Origin of the sequence: Demequina sp., assembly GCA_024707205.1 — a bacterium.
Taxonomy (GTDB): Bacteria; Actinomycetota; Actinomycetes; order Actinomycetales; family Demequinaceae; genus Demequina.
Genome location: JANQAD010000001.1, coordinates 1,374,436 through 1,399,240 on the forward strand (window position 1 = coordinate 1,374,436; position 24,805 = coordinate 1,399,240).

Genomic DNA, 24,805 nt, shown 5'->3' on the forward strand with positions numbered 1-24,805 from the left:
CCTCGGTGGTCGCCACGGCTGTGGAGCCGCTGAACGCGGTGCAGAAGATGTGCGGCATGACGGACCCGACGGCGACGCCGACGGACGAGCAGGCCAAGTGCGTCGCGGACGCGGCGCTTAGCGGCGACTCGATCTGGATCGTGATCATCAAGGCAGTGATCGTCCTGGTGTTCCTGCTGCTGTCCGTGCTGTTCGCGGTGTGGTTCGAGCGTCGCGTTATCGGCAGGCTGCAGCAGCGGCCCGGCCCCAATGTGCACGGCCCGTTCGGCCTGTTCCAACCTCTTCAGGACGCGCTCAAGCTGGTGTTCAAGGAGGACATCACCGTGCGCGCAGCTGAGAAGCTCGTATACATCGCGGCGCCGATCATCTCGGTGTTCTGCGCGCTGCTGATCTTTGCGGTGATCCCGTTCGGGCCTGCGACGAGGATCCCGTTCACGCAGGAGATCACCCCGCTCCAGCTGACCGACTTCCCGGTGGCCGTGCTGTACATCCTGGCGTGCGCGTCCATCGGCGTGTACGGCATCGTGCTCGGCGGCTGGGCCTCCGGCTCCACCTATCCGCTCATGGGCGCGGTGCGCTCCACCGCCCAGGTGATCTCCTACGAGCTCGCGATGGGGCTGTCGCTCGTGACGGTGTTCATGATGGCGGGATCGATGAGCACGTCCACCATCGTGGACTCGCAGGCCGAGCGCTGGTGGGTGTGGCCGCTTCTGCCGGCCTTCGTCCTGTACGTGATCTCGATGGTCGGCGAGACCAACCGCCTCCCGTTCGACCTCCCCGAGGCCGAGGGTGAGCTCGTCGCCGGCTTCATGACCGAGTACTCGTCCACGAAGTTCGCGTGGTTCTTCCTCGCCGAGTACATGAACATGATCAACGTGTCCGCCATTGCCGCGACGCTGTTCCTCGGTGGCTGGCGGGCTCCATGGGGCGAGACGTGGCCCGGCGCCGACTTCCTGAACTCCGGGATCTTTCCGCCCATCTGGCTCATCATCAAGATCTGGCTGCTCATGTTCGTCTTCGTGTGGATCCGCGGCTCTTTGCTGCGCTTCCGGTACGACCAGTTCATGAAGTTCGGCTGGAAGGTGCTGATCCCCGTCGGCCTTGGCTGGCTTGGATTCTTCGCGATCAGCCGCCAGGCGTTCGAGTCGTGGGGCCGCAACATGGACCTCTTCGACGCCGTGGCGGGGCTCGTCGCCATCCTCCTCGTCGTCGCGTTCTGGAGCTTCGTCTCCGACTCCAAGAAGCAGGCGGACAAGGAAGAGGAGCGGGACCGCGAGCCTGAGCTGCTCGACGCCTTCGCTGGCGGCTACCCGGTGCCGCCGCTGCCGCACCAGGTGCTTCCCCCATCGCCGCGATCCGGCCGCACCGTGGAGGCGCGCGTCGCCGCTGGTGTTGACGCCAATGATGCCGATGCCACTGGTTCTGAAGACTCCGAGGAGGCCGGCGATGAGTGACCACGACGAGCGCTGGCAAGTGAACCGCGAGCGCGACGGCGCCACCACGCCCTTCGAGTCCAACTTCCCCAAGAAGGGGCAGATCGGCGAGGCGCTCGCCCCCGTGGCCGGGTTCGGCGTGACGCTGCGCAACTTCTTCCGGCCGGTGGTGACCGAGCAGTACCCGTACAAGAAGACGCCGCCCATGCCGCGGTACCACGGCCGTCATCAGCTCAACCGCCACCCGGATGGCCTCGAGAAGTGCATCGGCTGCGAGCTGTGCGCGTGGGCCTGCCCCGCGGACGCGATCTACGTCGAGGCGGACTCCAACACGCCAGACGCGCAGTTCAGCCCCGGTGAGCGCTACGGCCGCGTGTACCAGATCAACTATCTGCGGTGCATCTTCTGCGGGCTGTGCATCGAGGCGTGCCCCACTCGCGCGCTCACGATGACCACCGAATACGAGCTCGCCGGTCCCACTCGTGAGGGGCTCATCTTCGAGAAGCAGGACCTGTTGGCCCCGATGGGAGCGAACATGCTTGCGGCGCCGCACCCGATGGTGCCCGGCACCACCGACGGCGACTACTACCGCGGCGACGTCACCGGAGCGGTCGACGCACAGGTGGAGTGGGTGCGCGAGCACCGCCCCGAGGACCCGACGCTGCCGGAGAACGCAACCACAGCGTCGGCCAGTGCCAAGGCCGGGGGTGCCGCGTGATCAACCCGTTCCTGTTCTGGGTGGTAGCGGCGATCACGGTGCTGCCGTCGCTCGCGCTGCTGTTCGCCAAGAAGGCGGTGCACGTGGCGATGGCCGTCGTGCTCGTGATGATCGGCCTCGCGGTGGCGTACGTCATGCTCGCCGCGCCGTTCCTTGGCATGGTGCAGATCGTGGTCTACACGGGCGCGGTCATGATGCTGTTCATCTTCGTGCTCATGCTGATCGGCGTGAAGGGCAAGGAGAGCCTGCGCGAGTCGATCATCGGCCAGCGCTGGATCGGCCTGCTCGTCGCCATCGGCACGGGGGTGTTCCTCACGGGCGTCATCTCGCGCGTGACGCTCAATGTGCAGACCCCAACCGAGGGCAACCCCGAGCAGATCGCGGGCGCGCTCTTCGGTCGCTTCGTGGTGATCGTGGAGACCCTCGGCTTCGTGCTGATCGTCGCCGCAGTGGGCGCGCTCGTGCTCACGCACGTGCCGCGGCTGGCTCCCAAGCACACGCAGAAGGAGATCGCGGAGGACCGCGTGCGCGTTGGTGCGAACCCCGTCAACAAGCCGATGCCCGGCGTGTACGCGCGGCACAACGCGCTCGACGTCCCGGCGCTCGACCCGCACGGCCAGCCCATCGAGGAGTCGATCTCCCGCGTGCTCCAGGAGCGGCACCAGATCGACGAGGTTGACCCCTACATCCCCGACATCGCGATCGAGGAGAGTGGCGACAAGTGAACCCCATCGCCTTCGTCTACCTCGCGGCCGTGCTGTTCTCCATCGGCTCCGCCGCCGTGCTGCTGCGCCGCAACGCCATCATCGCCTTCATGGGCGTGGAGCTGATGCTGAACGCCGCGAACCTCGCGTTCGTGGGCTTCAGCAACATCCACGGCACCGTTGACGGTCAGGTCATGGCATTCTTCGTGATGGTCGTCGCCGCCGCCGAGGTGGTGGTTGGGCTCGCGATCGTCGTCGCGATCTTCCGCGCCCGCCAGTCCATTTCCCTCGATGATCCGTCGGAGCTGAAGGGCTGACCATGCTTGATCTGACCTGGCTCCTCATCGCCGTGCCGCTCGCGAGCGCGCTCGTGCTGCTGCTCGCGGGCAAGCGCGCGAACCCGTGGGGGCACTGGCTCGGCGTCGCCGCGTCCGGCAGCGCGTTCGTGATCGCGCTCATCGCGTTCCTGCAGATGCTCGGCCTCGACTCGGCCGACCGCGCCACGCAAGTGCACCTGTTCTCGTGGATCACCACCGGCGAGCTCAACGTCGACGCCGGCCTCCTCGTGGACCCGCTGTCGATGACGTTCGTGCTGCTCGTGACGTTCGTCGGCACGCTCATCCACATCTACGCGGTGGGCTACATGGAGCACGACCCCGATCGTCGCCGCTTCTTCGCGTACCTCAACCTCTTCATCGCGGCCATGCTGATCCTGGTGCTCGCGGACTCCTACCTGCTGATGTTCGTCGGCTGGGAGGGCGTGGGTCTCGCGTCGTACCTGCTCATCGGCTTCTGGAACTACCGCAACGACTACGCCACCGCCGCCAACAAGGCGTTCGTGGTCAACCGCATCGGCGACATCGGCCTCATCATCGCGATGGGTCTCATGTTCACGGCCTTTGGCGGGGTGGACTTCCACACCGTCTTCTCTGGTGTGGGGCAGGCATCGACCGCGCAGCTCACCGCGATCGGCCTGACGCTGCTGCTCGCGGCCTGCGGAAAGTCCGCGCAGTTCCCGCTGCAGTCCTGGCTCGGCGACGCGATGGCTGGCCCCACGCCCGTGTCCGCGCTCATCCACGCGGCCACCATGGTCACGGCGGGCGTGTACCTCATCGTGCGCTCCGCGCCCGTGTTCGAGGGCGCGCCCAACGCTCAGCTCGTGGTCGCGATCGTCGGCGCCGTGACGCTCATCTTCGGGGCCATCGTCGGTATGGCGAAGGACGACATCAAGAAGGCGCTCGCGGCCTCCACCATGTCGCAGATCGGCTACATGATGCTCGCCGCGGGCCTCGGCCCCGTCGGCTACGCGTTCGCGATCTTCCACCTCGTTACGCACGGCTTTTTCAAGGCGGGCATGTTCCTTGGAGCCGGCTCGGTGATGCACGGCATGCACGACCAGGTGGACATGCGCCGCTTCGGCGCCCTGCGCACCGCCATGGTGGTGACGTGGGTGACGTTCGGCCTCGGCTGGCTCGCGATCCTCGGCGTCCCGCCGTTCTCCGGCTTCTTCTCGAAGGACAAGATCATCGAGGCGGCGTTCATCGGCGAGGGCTGGCAGCCGTGGGTCTTCGGCCTCACCGCGCTGATCGGCGCCGGGCTCACGGCCTTCTACATGTCGCGCCTGTTCTTCATGACGTTCCACGGCAAGGCCCGCTGGACGGACGAGCAGCACCCGCACGAGAGCCCGGCCATCATGACCGCGCCCATGATCGTGCTGGCCGTCGGCTCCGCGTTCCTGGGACTGATCCTCGCGTCCGGTGACCGCTTCGTTGACTGGCTCGAGCCGGTTGTGGGAGGAGGAGAGCACGGCGAGCCCGTGCTTTCGGTGCCGGTGATCACGGTCACGACGCTCGTTCTGGTTCTCCTCGGCGCCGGCTATGCCTGGCTCAAGTACGGAAGGGCCGACGTGCCGCTCACCGCTCCCGCCGCGTCGCTTGCCACGATCGCGGCCCGCAACGACCTGTTCCAGGATTCCGTGAACCGCGCGGTGTTCGAGCGCCCCGGCACCCACCTCACGCGCACGCTCGTGTACGCGGACGCCGCGATAGTGGACGGCGCCGTGAACGGCACCGGCGCAGGCACCGCCAAGACCGGCGAGGCGCTCACGAAGCTGCAGAGCGGCAAGGTGCGCGCCTACGCGCTGATCATGGCCGCCGGCATGGTGCTCATCGCCTTCTTCGCCGTGCTTGGGGGTAAGTGATGTTCCCCATCCTCACCGTCCTCGTGGTGCTCCCCGTGGTGGGGGCCGGGGTGCTGTTCCTGCCTCAGGCCCGGGCCAAGTCGCGCGAGATCGCGCTGTTCTTCGCGCTTGCGGAGCTCATCATCGCCGCCAACCTGTTCCTGCGCTTCGACCGCAGCCAGGCCGGCACCATCCAGTTCGCCGAGACGCATTCGTGGATCCCCCAGATCGGCACCAGCTGGGCGCTCGGCGTCAACGGCATCGGCCTGTCGCTCGTGGTGCTCAGCGCGATCCTGGTCCCCGTCGCCATCCTCTCGGCGTGGCGCGACGATAAGGACGAGAAGCGTCGGGCCACGTACTTGGCCCTCTTGCTCTCAAGCCAGGCGTTCATGATCGGCATCTTCGCGGCACGAGACGTCTTCCTGTTCTACGTGCTGTTCGAGGCGATGCTGATCCCGATCTACTTCCTCATCGGCTACTTCGGCGGACTGCAGCGCCGCTATGCAGCGGTGAAGTTCCTGATCTTCTCGCTCGTGGGAGGGCTGGTGATGCTCGTGGGCGTGATCGCGCTGTACGTCGCCGGTCCCGGCGGCGAGCAGGGCTTCCTCACGGACAAGCTCACGGGACTCTCGCTCTCGACGAGCACGGAGCGCCTGCTGTTCCTCGCGTTCTTCATCGCGTTCGCCATCAAGGCGCCGATGTTCCCTGTGCACACGTGGCTGCCCACCGTCGCGGAGAGCGCGCGACCGTCGACGACCGCGCTGCTCGTGGCCGTGCTGGACAAGGTGGGCACCTTCGGCATGCTGACGCTGTGCCTGGTGCTGTTCCCAGGTGCGGCGCACTGGGCGGCTCCCGTCATCATCGTCTTCGCGGTGATCTCGGTGCTCTACGGCGCGATCCTCGCGATCGGCCAGGACAACATGCTCAAGCTCGTGTCGTTCACCTCGGTGAGCCACTTCGGCATCATGATCATCGGCATCTTCGCGTTCGCGCAGACGTCGGTCACCGGCGCCGCGCTCTACATGTTCAACCACGGCCTGTCCACGGGCGCGCTGTTCTTCGCGGTCGCGTACCTCGCGAAGCGTCACGGCACCGTCTCCATCAAGGCGTTCGGCGGTCTGCAGAAGATCGCCCCTGTCCTCGCAGGCACCTTCCTCATCATCGGCCTCAGCTCGCTGTCGCTGCCGGGCCTGTCGCCGTTCATCTCGGAGATCCTGGTGTTCATCGGCGCCTACCCGGTGGTGCCCGTCGCGATCTGGTTCGCCGTGGTGGGAGTGGTGCTCGCCGCGCTGTACATCCTGCTGATGTACAAGCGGGTGTTCACCGGCCCGGCACCCGAGGCCATGGAGGGCACGCGCGACCTCTCGGTGCGCGAGCGCCTCGTGACGTGGCCGCTCATTGCCGCGATGCTCGTGCTTGGCTTCGTGCCAGGGATCCTGCTAGGCGTGCTGCACGAGCCCGTCCATGACATCGTCACCATCGTTCAGGAGGCTGGCAAGTGAACTGGACTCAGCCGGACATCACGTGGGCGCCGCTGGTGCCCATCCTGGTCGTCCTCCTGGCCGGCGCCGTCGGCATTCTGGTGGAGGCGTTCATTCGCACCCCGGCCACCCGACGCCTCGTCCAGCTCTCGCTCACCCTCGCGGCCCTTGTGGTCGGGCTCGGCGCGGCTATCGTGCTGTGGGCCACGCAAGAGGGAAGCGGCACAGTGGTGCTGCGCCTCATGCTCGTCGTCGACCGGCAGTCGCTCGCGTGGCAGGTGCTGCTCGCGGTGTTCGGCATCCTCGCCGCGCTGCTGTTCGCCGCACGCACGCGCACGGGCGAGGAGGAGTTCACTCCGCTCGGCTCGAGCACGCCCGGTGCCCTTGACGAGACCCGGGCCTTGCGCGCGGGCCTCCAGGTGACTGAGGTCTTCCCGCTGCTGCTCTTCGCGGTCGGCGGCATGATGCTGTTCACCGCGGTGACGGACTTCGTGTTCCTGTTCGTGGTGCTCGAGCTGTTCTCGCTCCCGCTGTACATCCTCGTGGCGCTCGCGCGTCGGCGTCGCGCCCTCAGCCACGAGGCGGCGCTGAAGTACTTCCTGCTCGGCGCCTTCTCCTCGGCGATCTACATCTTCGGCGTCGCCCTGCTCTTCGGCGCCACGACCCAGACGTCGTTCACGGCCGTGCAGCGCGCCATCGAGATCATCGCGGGTCACGATCCGCTGATCATCGCCGCCGCGGTGCTGATCCTCGTCGGCCTGTTCTTCAAGCTGGGCGCCGTGCCGTTCCACTCGTGGGTCCCCGACGTCTACCAGGGCGCCCCCACGGCGGTCACGGGCTTCATGGCGGCCGCCACCAAGGCCGCCGCTGTCGCAGCGCTGCTCCGCGTCGTGTTCGCCTCGTTCTATCCGCTCGAGTGGGAGCTCAACTGGCTGTTCTGGACCATCGCGATCGTGACGATGATCCTCGCGACGCTCGTCGCCCTGGTCCAGACGGACATCAAGCGCATGCTCGCCTACTCCTCGATCGCGCACGCGGGCTTCATCCTCGTCGCGTTCGCCGGCTTCAGCCCCGACGCGCTCAGCTCGCTGCCGTTCTACATGCTCGCCTACGGCCTCGCGACGTTTGGCGCATTCGCCGTTGTCACCCAGGTGCGGGAGCGCACGGCCGACGGCGCGGTGGGTGCAGAGGCCGTTCGCCTTGGGCAGTGGGCCGGGTTGGGTAAGCGCGCCCCATGGCTCGCCACCGCGATGGCGCTGTTCCTGCTGTCGTTCGCGGGCATCCCGCTCACGGCGGGCTTCGTCGGAAAGTTCGTGGTGTTCCGTTCTGCGATCGAGCAAGGGGCGTGGCCGCTCGTGCTCGTTGCCGTGCTCGCCTCGGCCGCGGCCGCGTTCTTCTACGTCCGGCTCATCGTGCTGATGTTCTTCACGGATGTCCCGGAGGGCCAGGCGGACGCGATCGAGATCGAGTACTCGCCGCTCACGCGGGCCGTGGTGGTCGTGACCGCTGTGCTGACGCTCGTGCTCGGCATCGTGCCTGGTCCCGCGCTCGCGGCCGCGGAAGACGCGGGCGTGATGCTGTCAACGCTGTCCAGCGGAAGCTGACGGCCAATGGCGTCGCTTGTGGGCCAGGGGGGCCTTGACGAGGCTCTCCAGTCGCGGCTCGCCCTCGTTGAGGAACGGCTCCGCGACGCGGTCTCCCAATCGGATCGCCTAGCCGACGCGACCTCGCGCCACCTCGTCAACGCGGGCGGCAAACGCCTTCGCCCCGCGCTCGCGCTGCTCACGGCACACCTTGGCGACGCCGCCCGGCCCGAGGTCGTGGACGCGGCCGTCGTCGTCGAGCTGACCCACCTCGCCACGCTGTACCACGACGACGTCATGGACTCCGCTCCCACCCGTCGCGGCGCCCCCGCCGCCCACGAGGTGTGGGGCAATTCGGTGGCCATCCTCACCGGCGATCTGCTCTTCGCCCGCGCCTCTTCCGTCGTTGCGGGCCTGGGGCCGCAGGCCGTGCGCATCCAGGCCGAGACCTTCGAGCGTCTGTGCCTCGGTCAGCTCCACGAGACCGTCGGACCTTCCGAGGGCGACGATGCGATCGAGTTCTACCTCCAGGTGCTCGCGGACAAGACGGGCTCGCTCATCGCGACCTCCGCGCGCTTTGGCGCGATGTTCGCCGGCTGCGCCCCGGCGGTGGTGCAGCAGGTGACGCGCTACGGAGAGCTCGCGGGCGTCGCCTTCCAACTCGCCGACGACGTCATCGACGTCCGCTCCGACGCCGCCACTACGGGCAAGACCCCTGGCACCGACCTGCGCGAGGGAGTGGCGACCATGCCAGTTCTCCTGCTCCGGCGTCGGGTAGCCGCCGGCGGCACGCCAGAGGACGCCGAGCTGCTGGCCGCGATCGACGGCGACCTCAGCTCCGACGAGGCGCTCGCGGCCGTCGTGTCGCGTCTTGGCGCGCACCCCGTGGTCGACGAGACCGCCGCGCTCGCGGCCCAGTGGGCCGCTCGCGCCAAGGAGGCGATCGCAATGCTGCCCGAGGGGGACGTCAAGGCGTCGCTCATCGACTTCGCCGACTCCCTGGTGGCCCGCACCGCCTAGGCCCGTCGCTAGGGTTGGGGCATGTCGAGCTCAACGGACCTGAACGGCGCGGACCGCTGGCGCGCGGTGGACGCCTACATCGAGGAGCACTACACGCAGTCCGACGCTGTGGCGGCCCGGGTGCTCCAGAACCAGCGGGATGCCGGGTTGCCGGACATCGCCGTGAGCCCCACCCAGGGCAAGCTGCTCTCCGTCCTCGCACGAGCCTGCGGGGCGCGCCGCGTGCTCGAGTTCGGCACGCTCGGGGGCTATTCGACGCTGTGGTTCGCCCGCGCCGTCGGACCGGAGGGCGCGGTGGTGAGTTTTGAGCTCGAGCTGCGCCACGCGGAGGTCGCGAGGGCGAGCCTCGCCCAAGCCGGCGTTGGCGACAGGGTCGAGGTGCGCGTCGGCCCGGCGGTCGCCAATCTGGGCACGCTCGAGTACGACGAGCCGTTCGACCTGGTCTTCATCGACGCGGACAAGCCGAGCAACGTCGCGTATTACGAGGCCGCGATGAACCGCGTGCACGCGGGGACCGTGGTGATCGTCGACAACGTGGTGCGCGACGGCGGCCTCATCGAGGCGGACTCGCCGGACGACCGCATCCAGGGCTCGCGCGCGATCGTGGAGCGGATGGGCGCCGACCCGCGGGTCGAGGCCTCCGTGATGCAGACGGTCGGCTCCAAGTATTACGACGGGATTATCGTCGCGGTGGTGTTGTAAGCGTGGTGTTGTAGCGCGACCCAACGATCGCGGCGTCGGCTGCGTGTGGAGGGGTGAAGGCAACCTAGGGGAGGCGGCGTGCGGGAGTGGCAGGGGCTCGTCGAGCGGCTCGTTGAGGAGCGCGGCTCGCGGCTCACCGCGTACGGCCGGATGCTCGTCGGTCCCGGTGAGGACGCGGAGGACCTCGTCCACGACGCGATCGTCAAGACCTTCTCTCGCGGCCGCCACATCCATGACGTGGACCACGCCGAGGCGTACGTTCGGCGCGTGATGCCCACCCTGGTCATCGACAGAGCTCGCTCGCGCGCCGCGCAGTCCCGCACCAGCAGGCGGGCGTTCGAGCGCGAGCGCGCCTCGGCGGACCTGGACGCGAGCCTTGACGTGAGGCGCGCGCTGCAGGGCCTGCCGCCGCGCGAGCGCGCGTGCGTCGTGCTGCGGTTCTTCGACGACCTGACCGTTCCGCAGATCGCCGCCCAGCTGGGCCTCGCGGAGGGAACGGTCAAGCGCTACCTTGCCGACGCGTCGGGCAGGCTCGCGAACCAACTGAACGTAGATCCAGAAGCAGGGGAGACGGTGCGGGTGTCCGCGCCGGGGAAGGAGGGGCGATGAACACCATCGGTGACGCCCTCAACCAGTCATTTGCGGCCGACGCTGCGCGTGAGAACACGCTCGACGCTCGCCGCGCGATCGGCGCGATCGGGCGCAGGCGTGCCGTCCGGGCGGCCGGCATGGGCACGGCGGCCGCGGTGGGGATCGGCGCCATGGGTGCCGTGTGGTGGTTCGCTCCGGGCGGGCGCTGGGCCAGCCCGGCGCAGCCTGCGCCCAGCACCCAATGCACGGACGCGCAGCTGTACCTGCCGCCCAACCCCGAGGCAATGGGCGACGTAGACCTGAAGTTCCGTGCCTATGTGGACCTGCGGCCCGGTTCGCCAACGGACGGCGTGGTGGTGGTGCGCCAGGACGGGACGCTGGTGAGAGTGGAACCAGGTGACGACGGCACGTACACCTACTTGGGCAACCCCATCACGTTCCCGGACATGCCGGATGAGATCAAGTTCCGACCCATGGTGATGGACTTCGAGGCCACCGGCGGAGGCGGCGACTATTGGGACGGCGTTAACCCGGTGACCAAGGACTACGCGTGGACCATGGTGCTTCCGGAGCAGGTGCCCGATGGCACCGACACCGCGCTCCTGTCGTCGACGCTGCGAATCGCGATGGAGCTAGGGGGTACGGGATACATTCCGGATTCCGTGCCGCACGGCGCGGTCGCCGACGAAGTCCTCACGACGACATCCGGCGAAACGGAAGAGGCGCGGTTGTCCGAGGGCGACCCTGGGTTCAGCACCGAGGGTCGTACGGACGTCGCCTCCGTGGCCCTCCGAGTCACTATGGCCGACGGCTCGTCCTTCGCGCTGGTGGCTAACCACCACGAGGTGGACCCGGCGCTGACGGCCTGCGCCTCGGCGTCCACGAGCGTCACAGCTACTCCCACGGGCAGCCCGGAACCAGCCGCCACGGGCCCGATCCCCGGTTCCTCGCCGGACCCCGGCGTCTCCCAAGGTGGTGTGCCTGAGGTGTTGGCCGGCCCCGAGTCCGCTGTGTTCGCGTGTGGGGCGGCGTTGCCGAATGACCTCGAGGGCACTCTGGGGCTGGACGTCGTGTGGGCGAGCGGCTCCGAGCCGCTCGGTGGCAGCGGGGTGCCGGGCACGTTCGACTTTGGCGCTGGCGGCATCATGGCCACCGGCGAGCTCAAGAGAGGCGAGGCGCAGCACGGAAACCTGGAGTCCTTTAACTGGGCGTCCAGTGGCACCGAAGGCCAGGAGTCCCTCGCCATCTACATGACGGCGGTGGCCGTCAAGGACGACACCGTGGTCGGGGTGGTGAACGTCTCAAGCGATCCGCCGCCGACAGAGGTCTTCAACTTCGGCGGGCCGGGTTCAGACCCGACGCTGGAGAACGTGACCATGGCGATCAAGGACGTGGGCGAGCGGATGGAGCCGTGCCCCGGCTACGTGGAGCGTGAGCTCGAGGGCGCGACAACCGTTGCACTGCTCGGGACCGGCAGCGTTGGCGGCCCGTATACCTTCGCGTGGACTCCGGTGACCGTGGACTAGTACCCGGCCACGGACTCATCGGAAGATGTAACGCAAAGGGCCTCGTGCGATGCCAACCGCGCGTGCTAGCGTCGGCGACATCCAGGGCCATTCGGGGGAATGGTGCGGAGGATCGACGTGGCCGACGAGTCAGTAGCAGGAACCTTGAGCGGAGCGGCCGCGCGGCAGCTCTCCACGGTGACGAAGAGCGCTCCGCAGTGGAGCGGGATCACGCCAAGATGGCTGGTGCCGCTGCTCGAGTGGGTGCCTGTAGAGGCCGGCGTCTACCGCGTGAACCGCGTCGCGGAGCCGAAGGCGGCGGAGGCGGACGTCGTCTGCAGCCCCGAGGGCGACGCCGACCTCCCGGAGTCGTTCGTCGACTACGAGACCAACCCTCGCGAGTTCACGCTCAACGCCGTGACCACGGTGCTCGAGGTGCAGACCCGCGTCAGCGACCTCTACCAGTCGCCCCACGACCAGGTGCGCGAGCAGCTGCGCCTCACCGTGGAGAAGGTCAAGGAGCGCCAGGAGCGCCAACTGTTCAACAACGAGGACTACGGCCTGCTGCACCAGGTCACCCCCGAGCAGCGCATCAAGACGCGCACCGGCGCCCCCACCCCGGACGACCTTGACGCCCTCATCGCCAAGGTCTGGAAGCAGCCCTCGTACTTCCTCGCCCACCCCGACGCGGTGGCCGCGATCGGCCGTGAGTGCACTCGCCGCGGGGTTCCGCCGGCGACGACCAATATCTTCGGCGGCACGTTCCTCACGTGGCGCGGCATCCCCATCATCCCCACGGACAAGATTGACGTGGAGAAGGGCAAGACCACCGTCCTGCTGGTCCGCATCGGCTACGAGAAGCAGGGAGTGATCGGCCTCTTCCAGCCGGGAGTGCCCGGGGAGGTGGGGCCCAGCCTGTCCGTGCGCTTCATGGGCATCGACAAGCGCGCCGTGGCATCGTACCTGGTATCGCTGTACTGCTCGGCCGCCGTGCTGTCGCCGGACGCGATCGGCGCCCTCGACAACGTGGATGTCACCAAGTTCCATGAGTACGCCTAGCCACGTCCCTGGCATCGACGAACTCACCGCGCTCGCGAACGAGTTCTTCCACGCGAGTGGGGATGTCCCCGTGCCGGCTGGCGCTCCCGCGACCCCTGCGCCGTCCCCAGCGACCGTGCCCACGTCGCCCGTGAATCCCCCAGCCCCCGCCGCGGCGAGCCGAGCGCACACCGCTCCCGTGCCGTCGGCCCTTGGGGTGGGCGTTCCCGGGCCTGGCGGCACGCTCCCGCCGCTCGAGTTGCTGGCCATTCCCGTGGTCCACGAGCAGGTGCCGCCGCTCAGTTGGAAGCAGCCGCTGCCCGACGCTTGGGCGGGTTCGCCGCTCCCTGCGCCTGACGCTCCGGTCGACTTCTCCTTCCCGCTCCTTCCGGAGACGCTCGACCTGCGAGAGGTGCCGACGCATTCGGTGCGCGCCCGCGAGCCGCTTCCCGACGCCGCGAGCCTGCAGGCGTTCTCGCCGAGCCTCGTGCCCGCCGTGCAGGCCACTTCGCCCGGGCACGATGCCAACGTGGCGCGCCGCGACTTCCCCATCCTCAAGACCACGGTCAACGGGAAGCCCCTGGTCTGGCTCGACAACGCGGCCACGACGCAGAAGCCGCAAGCCGTCATCGACCGTCTTGTGCACTTCTACGAGCACGAGAACTCCAACATTCACCGCGCCGCCCACGAGCTCGCGGCCCGCGCAACGGACGCCTACGAGGGCGCCCGCGAGTCCGTGCGCCGCTTCCTCAACGCGCCCACCCGCGAAGAGATCGTCTTCACTCGCGGCACCACGGAGGCGATCAACCTCGTGGCGAAGTCGTGGGGAGCGGCGAACATCGGCGAGGGCGACGAGATCCTCATCACTCACCTGGAGCACCACGCGAACATCGTCCCGTGGCAACAGCTGTGCGCCGCGACGGGCGCGGTGCTGCGGGTGGCACCGGTCGACGACAACGGCGACGTAATCGTCGAGGAGTTCGCGAGGCTGATTGGGCCGCGCACCAAGCTCGCGAGCTTCACGCAGGTCTCCAACGCCCTCGGCACGGTCACGCCAGCGGCCGAGATGATCGGCATCGCGCACGCAAAGGGCGTGCCCGTGCTGTTCGACGCCGCGCAGTCTGTGGCGCACGTCCACACGGACGTGAGCGCGCTCGACGTCGACTTCCTCGTCTTCAGCGGTCACAAGATCTACGGCCCAACCGGCATCGGCGCGCTGTACGCAAAGCGCGCGATCCTCGAGTCGATGCCCCCGTGGGAGGGCGGCGGAAACATGATCGAGGACGTCACCTTCGAGAAGACCGCCTTCCACGGCCCGCCCGCGCGATTCGAGGCGGGCACCGGCAACATCGCCGACGCCGTCGGCCTCGGCGCTGCGCTCGACTACGTGAGCGCCCGCGGGATCGACGCGATCGGCGCCTACGAGCACGGCCTCATCGAGTACCTCGTGGCCCAGCTCGCGGGAGTGCGCTCCCTGCGCTTCATCGGCAGCCCCACCCTGCGCGCGGGAGCGTTGTCCTTCGTTCTCGAGGGCCGCACCACCCAGGAGGTGGGGGAGGCGCTCCACCGTGACGGAATCGCGGTGCGGTCCGGGCACCACTGCGCGCAGCCGATCCTGCGGCGCTTCGGAGTGGAGACGTCGGTGCGGCCCTCGCTCGCTCTCTACAACACCGCCGGCGACGTGGACGCGCTCGTGACGTCACTGAACCGGATCGTCGCACGGGGTTGACTCGATAACTGGGCCGTGCTCGGCTAACCCAAGCGTCGCCCCTGTATGCTCCGCACGGAACGTGTGACGCGTGTGACCCATGAGGAGCCCGATCACCTCCGCCGCGTCACTCCAGCCACACCAATCACAACCTCCGTGCGGAGCCTACGGGGGCTAGACGTTCTCCGCGAACTCCGGCTCAGCGTCGGGGTCGCCGCGGCGTGACCAGGCCCGCCACGAGTCGGCGGTGATGAGGATGAGCGCCACCCACACCAGGGCGAACCCGATCCATCGTCCGGTGGGCATGGGCTCGTGGAAGTACCAGACCGCGAGCATGAACATCATCGTCGGCGCGATGTACTGGAGCAGCCCGGTGATGTTGAGCGGCAGCCTTGCAGCACCCGCCGCGAACAGCAGCAGCGCGCCCACCGTCGCGACGCCGGCGAACATGAGCAGCACGTCGTGGTGGAGGCCGAGACCCTCGGAGCCGCGCGCGCCAAAGGTCAGCGTCCCCCGTGCGCGCATCCAGAGGAGCGCGATGAGCGCGAACGGCGCCAGCACCATCGTCTCGACCGTGAGCCCGGTGACCGCGTCAACGGACGCGCCCACCCGCTTCTTGATGAGCCCGTAGAACCCAAAGGACAGCGCAAGCGCGAGCGAGATCCACGGCAGCTGGCCCATCTCGAAGCCGATCACCGCTACGGCGACCGCCGCGACGACAACGGCAACGAGCTGCATCCGGCGCAGCCGCTCCCCAAGGAGCGTCACGCCGAGCGCCACGGTCACGAGCGGGTTGATGTAGTAGCCGAGCGAGGCCGACGCCACCTGGTCGCTCACCACCGCGTACACGTAGACGAGCCAGTTGAACGCGATCAGCACGGCGGCCAAGGCGAGCGTCCAGAACGTCTTGCGGTTCGCCAGCACCACTCGCAGGCGCCCCCAACTCCGCGCCGCGCCCACGATGACGAGGCACACCACGAGCGACCACACCGCCCGCTGTGCCGTGATCTCGATCGCGCTCGCGGGGATGAGCGCGTGCATGAGCAGCGGGAACAGGCCCCAGACGAGGTAGGCCGACGCCCCAAAGATCAGGCCGCTGCGGTCCAGTGAACTGCTGCGGTCTATGGAACTGCTGCGGTCCTGCGGCGCGCTCGTCACTCAAGCATTCTCGCAGGCCCGACGCCCGGGCCGGGTTCGCGCGCGGGTGCCAGTGGCGCGCGGGCTGGCCCCGCAATATGGCCCGACGCCTTGACCGGCTCAGATGGTCAGGTACCCGTCCTCGCCGGTGCCGGGCACGGCCGCGCGGGCCGTGGCGGCCGCGAGGGTGTTGCCGTCCTGTGGGTCGACGAGGCAGAAGGCTCCCGTGCGGCGGTGGCTGCCGTAGTCCTCGATCGCGAGCGGCTGCGCGAGTTGAAGCGCGACCACCCCGATGTCGTTGAGGCCCAGCTGGAGATCCTCGCCGGGGATGATCGAGGCGTCGAGGGTGCCCCCTGGAAGCGAGATGTCGAGCTTGCCCTCGATCCCGATGACCATGGCCTGCACCAGTGACGAGCCGTGCTGCACGAGCACCCGATCGCGGATCCGCAGGGGCCGCTCCGAGAGCCACGCCACGTGGGCGTGGAAGTTCTTCACCGCGAGCGCCGCGTCTCCCGCGGCGCTCAGCAGGTCGCCGCGCGCCACGTCGATGTCGTCGGCGAGCCGCACCGCGATCGAGGCGCCCGCTGGCGCGGAGGTGAGCGGGCCGTCGGCCGTATCGATGCCGGCCACCGTGGTGCGGCGGCCCGAGGGCTGGACCACGACGGCGTCGCCGACCCGGATGGTGCCTTCGGCGACCTGGCCGGCGTAGCCCCTGTACTCGCGGTGCTCGGGGCTGACGGCCGCGTCTTGGGGCCGGAGCACGTACTGGACGGGGAAGCGCCAGCCGCCTTGGGCGATGGCGGCGAGCTCATCGGCGCCGGGAACGGTCTCGAGCAGCTCGAGCACCGTCGGGCCCTCGTACCAGGGGGTGCGGGCGGAGCGCTCCACCACGTTGTCGCCCTCGAGCGCGGAAACGGGGATGGCGACGACGTCCGGCATGCCGAGCTTTGCCGCGTGCGCGGCGACGTCGCCGGCGATCTGCTCGAACGGGTCGCGAGCGAAGCCGATGAGGTCGATCTTGTTGACGGCGACCACCACGTGCGGCACGCGCAGGAGCGCGGCTACCGCCAGGTGACGGCGGGTCTGCTCCACGACCCCGTGGCGCGCGTCCACCAGCACGATGAGCGCGTCCGCGGTGGAGGCTCCGGTCACGGTGTTCCGCGTGTACTGAACGTGGCCGGGGCAGTCCGCGAGGATGAAGGTGCGGTTGGGAGTCGAGAAGTAGCGGTAGGCGACGTCGATCGTGATGCCCTGTTCGCGCTCGGCGCGCAGGCCATCCGTGAGGAGCGCGAGGTCGACGGTCTCGGCACCTCGCGCGCGCGAGACGCGCTCGACGGCCTCGTAGGCGTCGGCGAGGATCGACTTGGTGTCAAAGAGCAGGCGCCCAACGAGGGTGGACTTGCCGTCGTCGACGGAGCCCGCGGTGGCGAACCGGAGCAGCGACGTTGTGCGCGTTTCAGTGAGTACGCTCACTAGAAATACCCCCTCCTTCTTGCGGTCCTCCATGGCTGCCTCGCTGAGGCGATCGTCGGCGCGGGTCGCGCCGCGCTCGGTGACGCGCGTGGCGGCCACCTCGGCGATGACCTCGGCGACCGAGACTGCGGACGACTCAACCGCTCCCGTGCACGAGGCGTCCCCAACGGTGCGGTACCGAACCGTCTTGGTGACCACAGCGTCGGACTCCGTGACTGTCACCGCGGGGTGCGGGGTCAGCCACATGCCATCGCGCTGGAACACGGGGCGCTCGTGCGCAAAGTACAGTGAGGGCAGCTCGATCCCCTCGCGCTCGATGTAGCGCCACACGTCCAACTCGGTCCAGTTGCTGAGCGGGAAGACGCGCACGTGCTGGCCCGGGAGGTGGCGGGTGTTAAAGATGTTCCACAGTTCGGGGCGCTGATTGCGCGGGTCCCACTGGCCGAACTCGTCGCGCAGGGACACGACGCGCTCCTTGGCGCGGGCCTTCTCCTCGTCGCGGCGGGCGCCACCGAACACCACGTCATAGCCGTGGCCCGTGATCGCGTCCAGCAGGGGAACGGTCTGCAGCGGGTTGCGGGTGCCGTCCGGGCGCTCGCGGAGGCGGCCGTCGTCGATATAGTCCTGGACCTTCGCCACCTGCAGGCGCAGCCCAAGGCGCGCGACCGTGGCGTCGCGGAACGCGAGCACCTCGTCGAAGTTGTGCCCCGTGTCCACGTGCAGCAGCTCCACGGGGACGCGCGCGGGCCAGAACGCCTTGGCCGCGAGGTGCAGCACGACCACGGAGTCCTTGCCCCCGCTGAAGAGGATGACCGGCTTGCGCGCCGTGGCTACGGCCTCGCGGATGATGTGGATCGCCTCGGACTCGAGGGCGCTGAGTGTGTCAATAGCGCCAGTGTCGCTGCGGGCGGGGTTCAGGTTGGCGATGTCGATGCTCACGTGTGGATCCCGCATTCCGTCTTGTCGGTTCCCGCCCAGCGGCCGGACCGCGGGTCTTCTCCCGCCGCGACCTTTCGAGTGCAGGGCTCGCAGCCGATGCTGGGGTAGCCCTGCGCCACCAGTGGGTTTCGGGGGAGCCCGTGTGCCGTCTGGTAGACCTCCACCTGGAAGTCGCTCCACGCCGCGATCGGGTTGATCTTCACGAGGCCGTGATTCTCGTCCCAGGTGACAACTGGCATGTTCGCTCGCGTCGCCGCGTCCACGCGACGCGCGCCCGTGACCCACGCGCCGTAGCCCTGCAGCGAGCGGGCGAGCGGGTCCACCTTGCGCATGAAGCAGCACGTGTTGGGGTCGCGGGCGAAGAGGTCCTTGCCGAACTCCGCGTCCTGCTCCTCGACCGTCTGCCGCGGCAGCACGTTGACGATCGTGATGGGGAACGACTTGGCCGCGAGGTCCCGCGTCTCGATGGTCTCCTTGAAGTGGTAGCCCGTCTCGAGGAACAGGATGTCCACTCCGGGAAGCCGCGTGCCGAACAGGTGCGGCAGGATCGTGTCCTGCATGGACGACGCTACGGCCAGCTTGGCGCCGAAGGTCGCCACGGCCCAATCGGCGATCTCCTCAGCGCTCTTGCCCTCCAGCTCGGCGTTGACCTCCGCGCACGTGATGGCGTTCCAGACGGCGATGGTCACGTGATCAGCTCCTCGTCCACGCGGAACGCCCAGTCCGCAAACGCCTCGCCGTCCTCGCGAGTGGCGAGGTAATTCTTGGTGACGCGCTCCACGTACTCGGGCATGCCGTCGGCCTTGACCTTGTGTGCGCGGATCTTGCGGCCGAAGTCGTTGTCGTCGCCGCGCCCAAGCCGGCCGCCGAGGTGCACCTGGAAGCCGGGCACCTGCTCGCCGGTCTCGTCGTCAAGCACCAGCTGCCCCTTGAAGCCGATGTCCGCGATCTGCACGCGCGCGCACGAGTTGGGGCAGCCGTTGACGTGCACGGTGATGGGGGAGTCGAGCGTGGGGAAGATCTCGTCGAGCTTCTTGACCACTTCGCGAGCGGTGGCCTTGGTCTCCACGATCGCGAGCTTGCAGTACTCGATGCCCGTGCACGCGATGACGTTGCGGTGGAACTCGCCGGGGCTGGACTCGAGCTCGAGCGCGCGCAGGCCGTTGACGACGTCGTTGACCTTGTTATCGGGGACGTCCAAGATCAGGATCTTCTGCAGCGGCGTGAGGCGGATGCGATCGCTACCCGCCGCCTCGGCGATGTCGGCGATCTTCAGCAGCGTGGTGCCGGAGACGCGGCCCGCGATCGGGGCCACGCCAACGTAGTAGTTGCCGTCCGCCTGCTCGTGGATGCCCACGTGGTCGCCGCGGTTGGCTGGGCTGGACAGCTGCGGGCCCGGGCCGGCGGGCAGCTCGTAGCCCAGGTACTCGTCCTGAAGCACCTGCAGGAACTTCTCCGGCCCCCAGTCCTTGACGAGGAACTTGAGACGGGCGCGGTTGCGCAGGCGGCGGTAGCCGTAGTCACGGAAGATGCCTGCGACGCCCTTCCAGACCTCTGCGGTGCGCTCCGGCGCCACGAACACGCCCAAGCGGTGGCCGAGGAACGGGTTGACGGACAGGCCTCCGCCCACCCACAGGTCGTACCCGACCCCGAGCTCCGGGTGCTCCACCGCGCAGAACGCGATGTCCTGAACCTCGTGAAGGATGTCCGGAACCGGCATGCCAGGAACGCGGTCTTGAACTTGCGCGGCAGGTTGGAGAACTCGGGGTCGCCGATGTAGCGGTCCACGATCTCGCGCATCTGGGGGGTGGGGTCGATGAGCTCGCCCTTCGCCACGCCCGCAACAGGGGAGCCGAGGATCACGCGCGGAACGTCGCCGCAGGCCTCCTCGCTCATCAGCCCAACAGCCTCGATGCGGCGGAAGATATCCGGCACGTCCTCGATGCGCACCCAGTGCAGTTGGATGTTCTGCCGGTCGCTCACGTCCGCGGTGTCGCGGCACAGGTCGCGCGAGATCTCGCCGATCGCGCGGGTCTGCGCGAGCGTCAGCTGCCCGCCGTCGCTGCGGATGCGCATCATGAAGTACTCGTCGTCGAGCTCGTGCGGCTCGAGGATGGCGGTCTTGCCGCCATCGATGCCGGGCCGACGCTGTGTGTACAGCCCCCACCAGCGGAACCTTCCGCGCAGGTCACCTGGGGGAATGGACCAGAAGCCCCACTTGGAGTACATGGTCTCGATCCGGGCGCGCACCGCGAGCGGGTCGCCAACCGACTTCATCTCCTCGTTGGGGTTCAGCGGGGTGCGGTCGCCAAGAGCCCACTGGCCGTCCTTGGATGCAGTGTCGCGGCGGGCGGTGGCCTCGCGCGTGCGGATCAGCCGCGCCTCCTCGCGATGGCGGCGACGCTCCTCGGCCGCGGCGGCCTCAGCGACTGTGGTGGCCGCGACCGGCGCAGCGGTGGTGTCGGTGGAAGTCACCGGCGCTCCTCTAGCGGTGTCAGGCACCGGCCAGCCGGGCATAGCGCCCGGAAAGCCGAGCGCCCAGGATTGGTTGGGACAGTCCGTGGGCGATCAGGCCATAGGACACATGACGTGCATCGAGCGTGCGGGGGTCGACCCGCTCGTGCCCTGGATGTCCGTCATGGCCGCAAGTGTTACACAGGGGCCCAGAAAGCACACCCCCAATTCCTCTATGTTTGGTGGGATATAGGGAGACTATGCTCAGCGTCGGGTTGCCAGCCGTCGATTACGCTGGAGCCGTTGCCGCCCTACTCAAGGAAGTACTCCCGTGACCACGAACCGTCCGCTGCGCGTCGCCATCATTGGCGCGGGCCCCGCTGGCACGTACGCCGCAGATATCCTCTCGAAGCAGGGCATTGACGTGTCCATCGACATCATCGAGCGCCTGCCGGCACCGTTCGGCCTCGTGCGCTACGGCGTCGCCCCCGACCACCCGCGCATCAAGCAGATCATCGTCGCGCTCGCGAACGTTCTTGGCCGCGGCGACATCCGCCTGCTCGCCAACGTCAACGTGGGCACGGATCTCAGCCTCGATGACCTCCGCGAGCACTACGACGCCGTGGTGTTCGCGACCGGCTCCTTCTATGACGCAGACCTCAACATCCCTGGTATTGAGCTTGAGGGCTCGTACGGCGCCGCGGACTTCGTGAGCTGGTACGACGGCCACCCGGACGTCCCTCGCACGTGGCCGCTCAAGGCCCGCGAGGTCGCGGTGTTCGGCGTCGGCAACGTGGCGCTAGACGTGGCGCGCATCCTCGCGAAGCACGTCCCCGACCTCCTGCCCACGGAGATCCCGCAGAACGTCCAGGAGGGCCTCGAGGCCTCGCCCGTCACGGACGTGCACGTGTTCGGCCGCCGCGGCCCGGCGCAGGTCAAGTTCTCGCCGCTCGAGCTGCGCGAGCTCGGCCACGTGCCGGACGTCGACATGGTCGTCTATCCCGAGGACTACGACTTCGATGAGGGCTCGATGGCAGCCATCGAGGCGAGCCACCAGACCAAGCAGGTGGTCAAGACCCTCACGGACTGGACCCTCCGCGAGCCCACCGGCGCCTCGCGCCGCATTCACCTGCACTTCCTGCAGAGCCCCGTCGAGGTGCTCGGCGAGGACGGACACGTGACCGGCGTGCGCATGGAGCGTCAGCGCCTCACCGGAGACGGCAATGTGGAAGCCACGGGCGAGTTCGTGGAGTACCCGGTCCAGGCCGTCTACCGCGCCGTGGGCTATTGGGGCTCCGCGATCGACGGCGTCCCGTTCAACAACGACAAGGGCGTGATCCGCAACGTCGAGGGCCGCGTGGTCTCCGACGCCGGCGAGCCCGTTCCCGGCTTCTACGCCACCGGCTGGATCAAGCGCGGTCCCGTTGGGCTCATCGGCCACACCAAGTCGGACGCCGCGGAGACCATCGCCCACCTCGTCGAGGACGCGCCCGCGCTGTACGCGGAGACGCGCGCCACGCCCGAGCAGCTCAGCCCCGACAACATCCTTCGCCTGCTCAAGGACCGCGGCGTCCCCGTTGTCCAGTGGCGCGACTGGGAGGTCCTCGACGCGCACGAGCGCGGACTCGGCGAGCCGCACGGCCGCGAGCGCATCAAGGTCGTGTCCCGCGAGGACATGACTGATGTGGCGCTCAAGCGCACCCACGCCTCCTGAGTGATTCCCAAGGGTCGCTGTTGCCCATGTGACAGTTGTGACCCGCTCAGGGCACTTCTGCGTCACTCGCGTCACGTTCGTCACACGGACCCTTGATTGTCTTTGCCGGCCCGACGCTGTGGTGAGGTTTCGCCCATAGGTGACCATGCCGTCGGGCCGGGAACCCCAGCAACCCCCCCTGCCCGTTCCTACAATGGCCGGACGCGAACAGGAGGAACGGTGGGCAAGAAGTACTTCAACGGGCTCAAGACCTTGGGCCTGTTTGTGGTGATGTGGGTGGTGCTGCTCGCGATCGGCTCGCTCGTCGCCGGGGGCGCGTACCTGTGGCTCTTCGCGCTCATGGGCCTGTTCGGGACGTTCTACGGGTACTGGAACTCGGCGAATCTGGCGATCCGCGCCATGCACGCCCGGCCCGTGACCGAGGTGGAGCAGCCAGCGATGTACCGGATCGTCCGCGAACTGTCTCGCGAGGCGAACCAGCCCATGCCCGCGCTGTACGTGTCGCCTACCGACGCCCCCAACGCCTTCGCCACCGGCCGCAACCCCCAGAACGCGGCGGTGTGCTGCACCACCGGCATCCTCCAGATCCTCGACGAGCGCGAGCTGCGCGGCGTGCTCGGCCACGAGCTTCAGCACGTGTACAACCGCGACATCCTCATCAGCGCGGTGGCCGGCGCGTTCGCCGGCATGATCACCGCGCTCGCGCAGTGGCTGCTCATCTTCGGCGGGGGCGGCAACAGTCGCGACAATCCGCTCGGCCCGTTCGGCGCTATCGCGATGCTCATCCTCGCGCCCATCGCCGCCACGCTCATTCGGCTCGCGATCTCGCGCACTCGCGAGTACGACGCCGACGAGGACGGCGCCACGCTCACCGGCGACCCGCTGGCCCTAGCCTCGGCGCTGCGCAAGCTCGAACTCGGAACGGCCGCCAAGCCCCTTCCGCAGGACCCCAAACTCGAGAACGTGAGCCACATGTTCATCGCCAACCCGTTCCGCGGCGAGGGCCTCGCGAAGCTCTTCAGCACGCACCCGCCCATGGCGGAGCGGATCGCGAGGCTCGAGGCGATGGCGCGCGGAAACCACTAGGCAGGGACCAAGGTCCCCCGGCCGCTGAGGCGGCACAGCGTCGGGCAGCATTTTCCCTGGTATTTACCGGGTTGTGCTGGGCGATAACGGGAGGCGAAGACCCCCCGCGCGCCCGGCACAGGGGCGCCCGCGCGCGTACCCTGAAAGGTACGGACGGCGAACGTCCGTCCGCACAAGGAAGTGATAGCCATGACCGGCCTGACGGGCGCGCAGGAGCGCGTCGAAGAAGGCGTTATGTTCGGGGGCGTCATGCGAGCGGCCGTGGTTGTCGCTCCTGACAAGCCCCTCCTCGTGACCGAGGTGCCCATTCCGGTCCCCGGTCACGGACAGGCTCTCGTTCGTGTCATCACGAGCGGCGTCTGCCACACCGACCTCCACGCGGCGCGCGGCGACTGGCCCGTTCCGCCGAAGGCCAATCTCATCCCCGGCCACGAGGGTTACGGCGAGGTCGTAGCCCTGGGCGAGGGCGTCACCACACTCAAGGTCGGCGACAAGGTGGGGAACGCCTGGCTGTGGAGCGCCTGCGGCACGTGCGAGTTCTGCCGCACCGGCTGGGAGACGCTGTGCCTCAACCAGAAGAACGGCGGCTACGGAGTGGACGGCTCGTTCGGGGAGTACATGCTCGTGGACGAGCGCTTCGCCGCCCGCATCCCCGACGGCTGCGACCCCGAGGAGGTCGCCCCCATCCTGTGCGCCGGAGTCACGGTGTACAAGGGCCTCAAGGAGACCGAGGTCAAGCCGGGGCAATGGGTCGTGATCTCCGGCATCGGCGGGCTCGGCCACATCGCCGTGCAGTACGCGCGCGCAATGGGCATGCGCGTCGCGGCCGTCGACGTCGACGACGACAAGCTCGCCCTCGCCACCCGCCACGGCGCCGAGGTGGTGGTCAACGCAACGACCACCGACCCCGTCGCCGAAGTGCAGGCGAGGACGGGCGGCGCCCACGGCGTGCTCGTCACCGCCGTCCACCCACAGGCGTTCGCACAGGCCACCGGCATGTGCAGGCGCCGCGGCACGGTGGTGTTCGTTGGGCTTCCCCCAGGGGACTTCCCGGCGGACATCTTCTCCACCGTGCTCAACCGCCTCACGATCCGTGGATCGATCGTGGGCACCCGCCAGGACATGGTGGAGGCCCTCGACTTCTACGCCCGCGGCGAGATCCACCCCACCATCACGGTGGAGCAGCTCGACGACATCAACAACATCTTCCACCGCATGGAGGAGGGAAAGATTGATGGTCGCGTCGTGATGAGGTACGTGGACGCGTAGGCGGGCACGGCTCGGGGCACTGCCCGACGCCGGGGCGGGGTTGCATTTGCGGCCCCGCCCCGTGCGTCAGC

Annotated in this window: 19 protein-coding genes and 2 pseudogenes; 16 read left to right on the forward strand and 5 right to left on the reverse strand. The window is 68.5% G+C overall.

Translation table 11 applies throughout. The features are described from left to right. Window positions 1-56: 56 nt before the first annotated feature. From nuoH to NVV57_07110, 13 genes are all read left to right on the forward strand, one after another. A complete protein-coding gene (gene nuoH, locus NVV57_07050) occupies window positions 57-1,454 on the forward strand; it encodes an NADH-quinone oxidoreductase subunit NuoH (GenBank protein ID MCR6712453.1) in 1,398 nt (465 codons plus the stop codon). Beyond that, a complete protein-coding gene (nuoI, locus tag NVV57_07055) occupies window positions 1,447-2,151 on the forward strand; it encodes an NADH-quinone oxidoreductase subunit NuoI (GenBank protein MCR6712454.1) in 705 nt (234 codons plus the stop codon). Before nuoH ends, nuoI begins: the two co-directional genes overlap by 8 nt. Further along, window positions 2,148-2,876 carry an NADH-quinone oxidoreductase subunit J gene (locus NVV57_07060; GenBank protein MCR6712455.1) on the forward strand — a complete coding sequence of 243 codons (729 nt, stop codon included), beginning with the start codon at window positions 2,148-2,150 and terminating at the stop codon, window positions 2,874-2,876. Before nuoI ends, NVV57_07060 begins: the two co-directional genes overlap by 4 nt. Continuing rightward, window positions 2,873-3,172: an NADH-quinone oxidoreductase subunit NuoK gene (nuoK, locus tag NVV57_07065; GenBank protein MCR6712456.1), complete on the forward strand. Its 300-nt coding sequence runs from the start codon at window positions 2,873-2,875 to the stop codon at window positions 3,170-3,172. Before NVV57_07060 ends, nuoK begins: the two co-directional genes overlap by 4 nt. A 2-nt stretch (window positions 3,173-3,174) precedes the next feature. Beyond that, a complete protein-coding gene (nuoL, locus tag NVV57_07070) occupies window positions 3,175-5,055 on the forward strand; it encodes an NADH-quinone oxidoreductase subunit L (GenBank protein MCR6712457.1) in 1,881 nt (626 codons plus the stop codon). Continuing rightward, window positions 5,055-6,536 carry an NADH-quinone oxidoreductase subunit M gene (locus tag NVV57_07075; GenBank protein ID MCR6712458.1) on the forward strand — a complete coding sequence of 494 codons (1,482 nt, stop codon included), beginning with the start codon at window positions 5,055-5,057 and terminating at the stop codon, window positions 6,534-6,536. The genes nuoL and NVV57_07075 overlap by 1 nt, the downstream gene beginning before the upstream one ends. Beyond that, complete coding sequence (nuoN, locus tag NVV57_07080) at window positions 6,533-8,119, forward strand: NADH-quinone oxidoreductase subunit NuoN (protein ID MCR6712459.1); 1,587 nt, start codon at window positions 6,533-6,535, stop codon at window positions 8,117-8,119. Before NVV57_07075 ends, nuoN begins: the two co-directional genes overlap by 4 nt. 6 nt (window positions 8,120-8,125) lie before the next feature. Beyond that, window positions 8,126-9,118 (forward strand): polyprenyl synthetase family protein, encoded by a 993-nt coding sequence (locus NVV57_07085; protein MCR6712460.1) that lies wholly within the window; start codon window positions 8,126-8,128, stop codon window positions 9,116-9,118. Between the two features lie 21 nt (window positions 9,119-9,139). Continuing rightward, window positions 9,140-9,820 carry an O-methyltransferase gene (locus NVV57_07090; GenBank protein ID MCR6712461.1) on the forward strand — a complete coding sequence of 227 codons (681 nt, stop codon included), beginning with the start codon at window positions 9,140-9,142 and terminating at the stop codon, window positions 9,818-9,820. Window positions 9,821-9,898: 78 nt separating this feature from the next. Further along, window positions 9,899-10,429 (forward strand): sigma-70 family RNA polymerase sigma factor, encoded by a 531-nt coding sequence (locus NVV57_07095; protein ID MCR6712462.1) that lies wholly within the window; start codon window positions 9,899-9,901, stop codon window positions 10,427-10,429. Continuing rightward, window positions 10,426-11,937 carry a hypothetical protein gene (locus tag NVV57_07100; protein MCR6712463.1) on the forward strand — a complete coding sequence of 504 codons (1,512 nt, stop codon included), beginning with the start codon at window positions 10,426-10,428 and terminating at the stop codon, window positions 11,935-11,937. Before NVV57_07095 ends, NVV57_07100 begins: the two co-directional genes overlap by 4 nt. A gap of 117 nt (window positions 11,938-12,054) precedes the next feature. After that, a complete protein-coding gene (locus NVV57_07105; protein ID MCR6712464.1) occupies window positions 12,055-12,975 on the forward strand; it encodes a hypothetical protein in 921 nt (306 codons plus the stop codon). Next, complete coding sequence (locus tag NVV57_07110; GenBank protein MCR6712465.1) at window positions 12,962-14,683, forward strand: cysteine desulfurase; 1,722 nt, start codon at window positions 12,962-12,964, stop codon at window positions 14,681-14,683. Before NVV57_07105 ends, NVV57_07110 begins: the two co-directional genes overlap by 14 nt. A 153-nt stretch (window positions 14,684-14,836) precedes the next feature. Here NVV57_07110 and rarD read toward each other — a convergent pair whose 3' ends face one another. The 5 genes and pseudogenes from rarD to NVV57_07135 form a co-directional block, all read right to left on the reverse strand. After that, entirely contained in the window at window positions 14,837-15,820 is a 984-nt protein-coding gene (gene rarD, locus NVV57_07115; GenBank protein MCR6712466.1) for an EamA family transporter RarD, read from the reverse strand. Between the two features lie 99 nt (window positions 15,821-15,919). Further along, on the reverse strand, window positions 15,920-17,272 hold the full coding sequence (locus NVV57_07120) for a GTP-binding protein (protein MCR6712467.1): 1,353 nt from the start codon (window positions 17,270-17,272) through the stop codon (window positions 15,920-15,922). A 3-nt stretch (window positions 17,273-17,275) separates the two neighbouring features. After that, window positions 17,276-18,226: pseudogene (locus tag NVV57_07125) on the reverse strand (sulfate adenylyltransferase subunit 2). Then, complete coding sequence (locus tag NVV57_07130; protein ID MCR6712468.1) at window positions 18,208-18,876, reverse strand: phosphoadenylyl-sulfate reductase; 669 nt, start codon at window positions 18,874-18,876, stop codon at window positions 18,208-18,210. The pseudogene NVV57_07125 and the gene NVV57_07130 overlap by 19 nt, the downstream one beginning before the upstream one ends. 20 nt (window positions 18,877-18,896) lie before the next feature. Beyond that, window positions 18,897-20,686: pseudogene (locus NVV57_07135) on the reverse strand (nitrite/sulfite reductase). A gap of 310 nt (window positions 20,687-20,996) precedes the next feature. Here NVV57_07135 and NVV57_07140 point away from each other — a divergent pair. The 3 genes from NVV57_07140 (at window position 20,997) to adhP (ending at window position 24,734) form a co-directional block, all read left to right on the forward strand. Then, entirely contained in the window at window positions 20,997-22,379 is a 1,383-nt protein-coding gene (locus NVV57_07140; GenBank protein ID MCR6712469.1) for an FAD-dependent oxidoreductase, read from the forward strand. 219 nt (window positions 22,380-22,598) lie between these two features. After that, window positions 22,599-23,465 (forward strand): zinc metalloprotease HtpX, encoded by an 867-nt coding sequence (htpX, locus tag NVV57_07145; GenBank protein MCR6712470.1) that lies wholly within the window; start codon window positions 22,599-22,601, stop codon window positions 23,463-23,465. 249 nt (window positions 23,466-23,714) lie between these two features. Beyond that, window positions 23,715-24,734 carry an alcohol dehydrogenase AdhP gene (gene adhP / locus NVV57_07150; protein ID MCR6712471.1) on the forward strand — a complete coding sequence of 340 codons (1,020 nt, stop codon included), beginning with the start codon at window positions 23,715-23,717 and terminating at the stop codon, window positions 24,732-24,734. Window positions 24,735-24,805: the final 71 nt, after the last annotated feature.

Bases quoted from the DNA above. Each gene is read 5' to 3' on its own strand.
- nuoH (MCR6712453.1), top strand. From the start codon at position 57: ATGACGGACCCGACGGCGACGCCGACGGACGAGCAGGCCAAGTGCGTC.
- nuoI (MCR6712454.1), top strand. From the start codon at position 1,447: ATGAGTGACCACGACGAGCGCTGGCAAGTGAACCGCGAGCGCGACGGC.
- nuoL (MCR6712457.1), top strand. From the start codon at position 3,175: ATGCTTGATCTGACCTGGCTCCTCATCGCCGTGCCGCTCGCGAGCGCG.
- NVV57_07075 (MCR6712458.1), top strand. From the start codon at position 5,055: ATGTTCCCCATCCTCACCGTCCTCGTGGTGCTCCCCGTGGTGGGGGCC.
- NVV57_07085 (MCR6712460.1), top strand. From the start codon at position 8,126: ATGGCGTCGCTTGTGGGCCAGGGGGGCCTTGACGAGGCTCTCCAGTCG.
- NVV57_07090 (MCR6712461.1), top strand. From the start codon at position 9,140: ATGTCGAGCTCAACGGACCTGAACGGCGCGGACCGCTGGCGCGCGGTG.
- NVV57_07100 (MCR6712463.1), top strand. From the start codon at position 10,426: ATGAACACCATCGGTGACGCCCTCAACCAGTCATTTGCGGCCGACGCT.
- NVV57_07110 (MCR6712465.1), top strand. From the start codon at position 12,962: ATGAGTACGCCTAGCCACGTCCCTGGCATCGACGAACTCACCGCGCTC.
- adhP (MCR6712471.1), top strand. From the start codon at position 23,715: ATGCGAGCGGCCGTGGTTGTCGCTCCTGACAAGCCCCTCCTCGTGACC.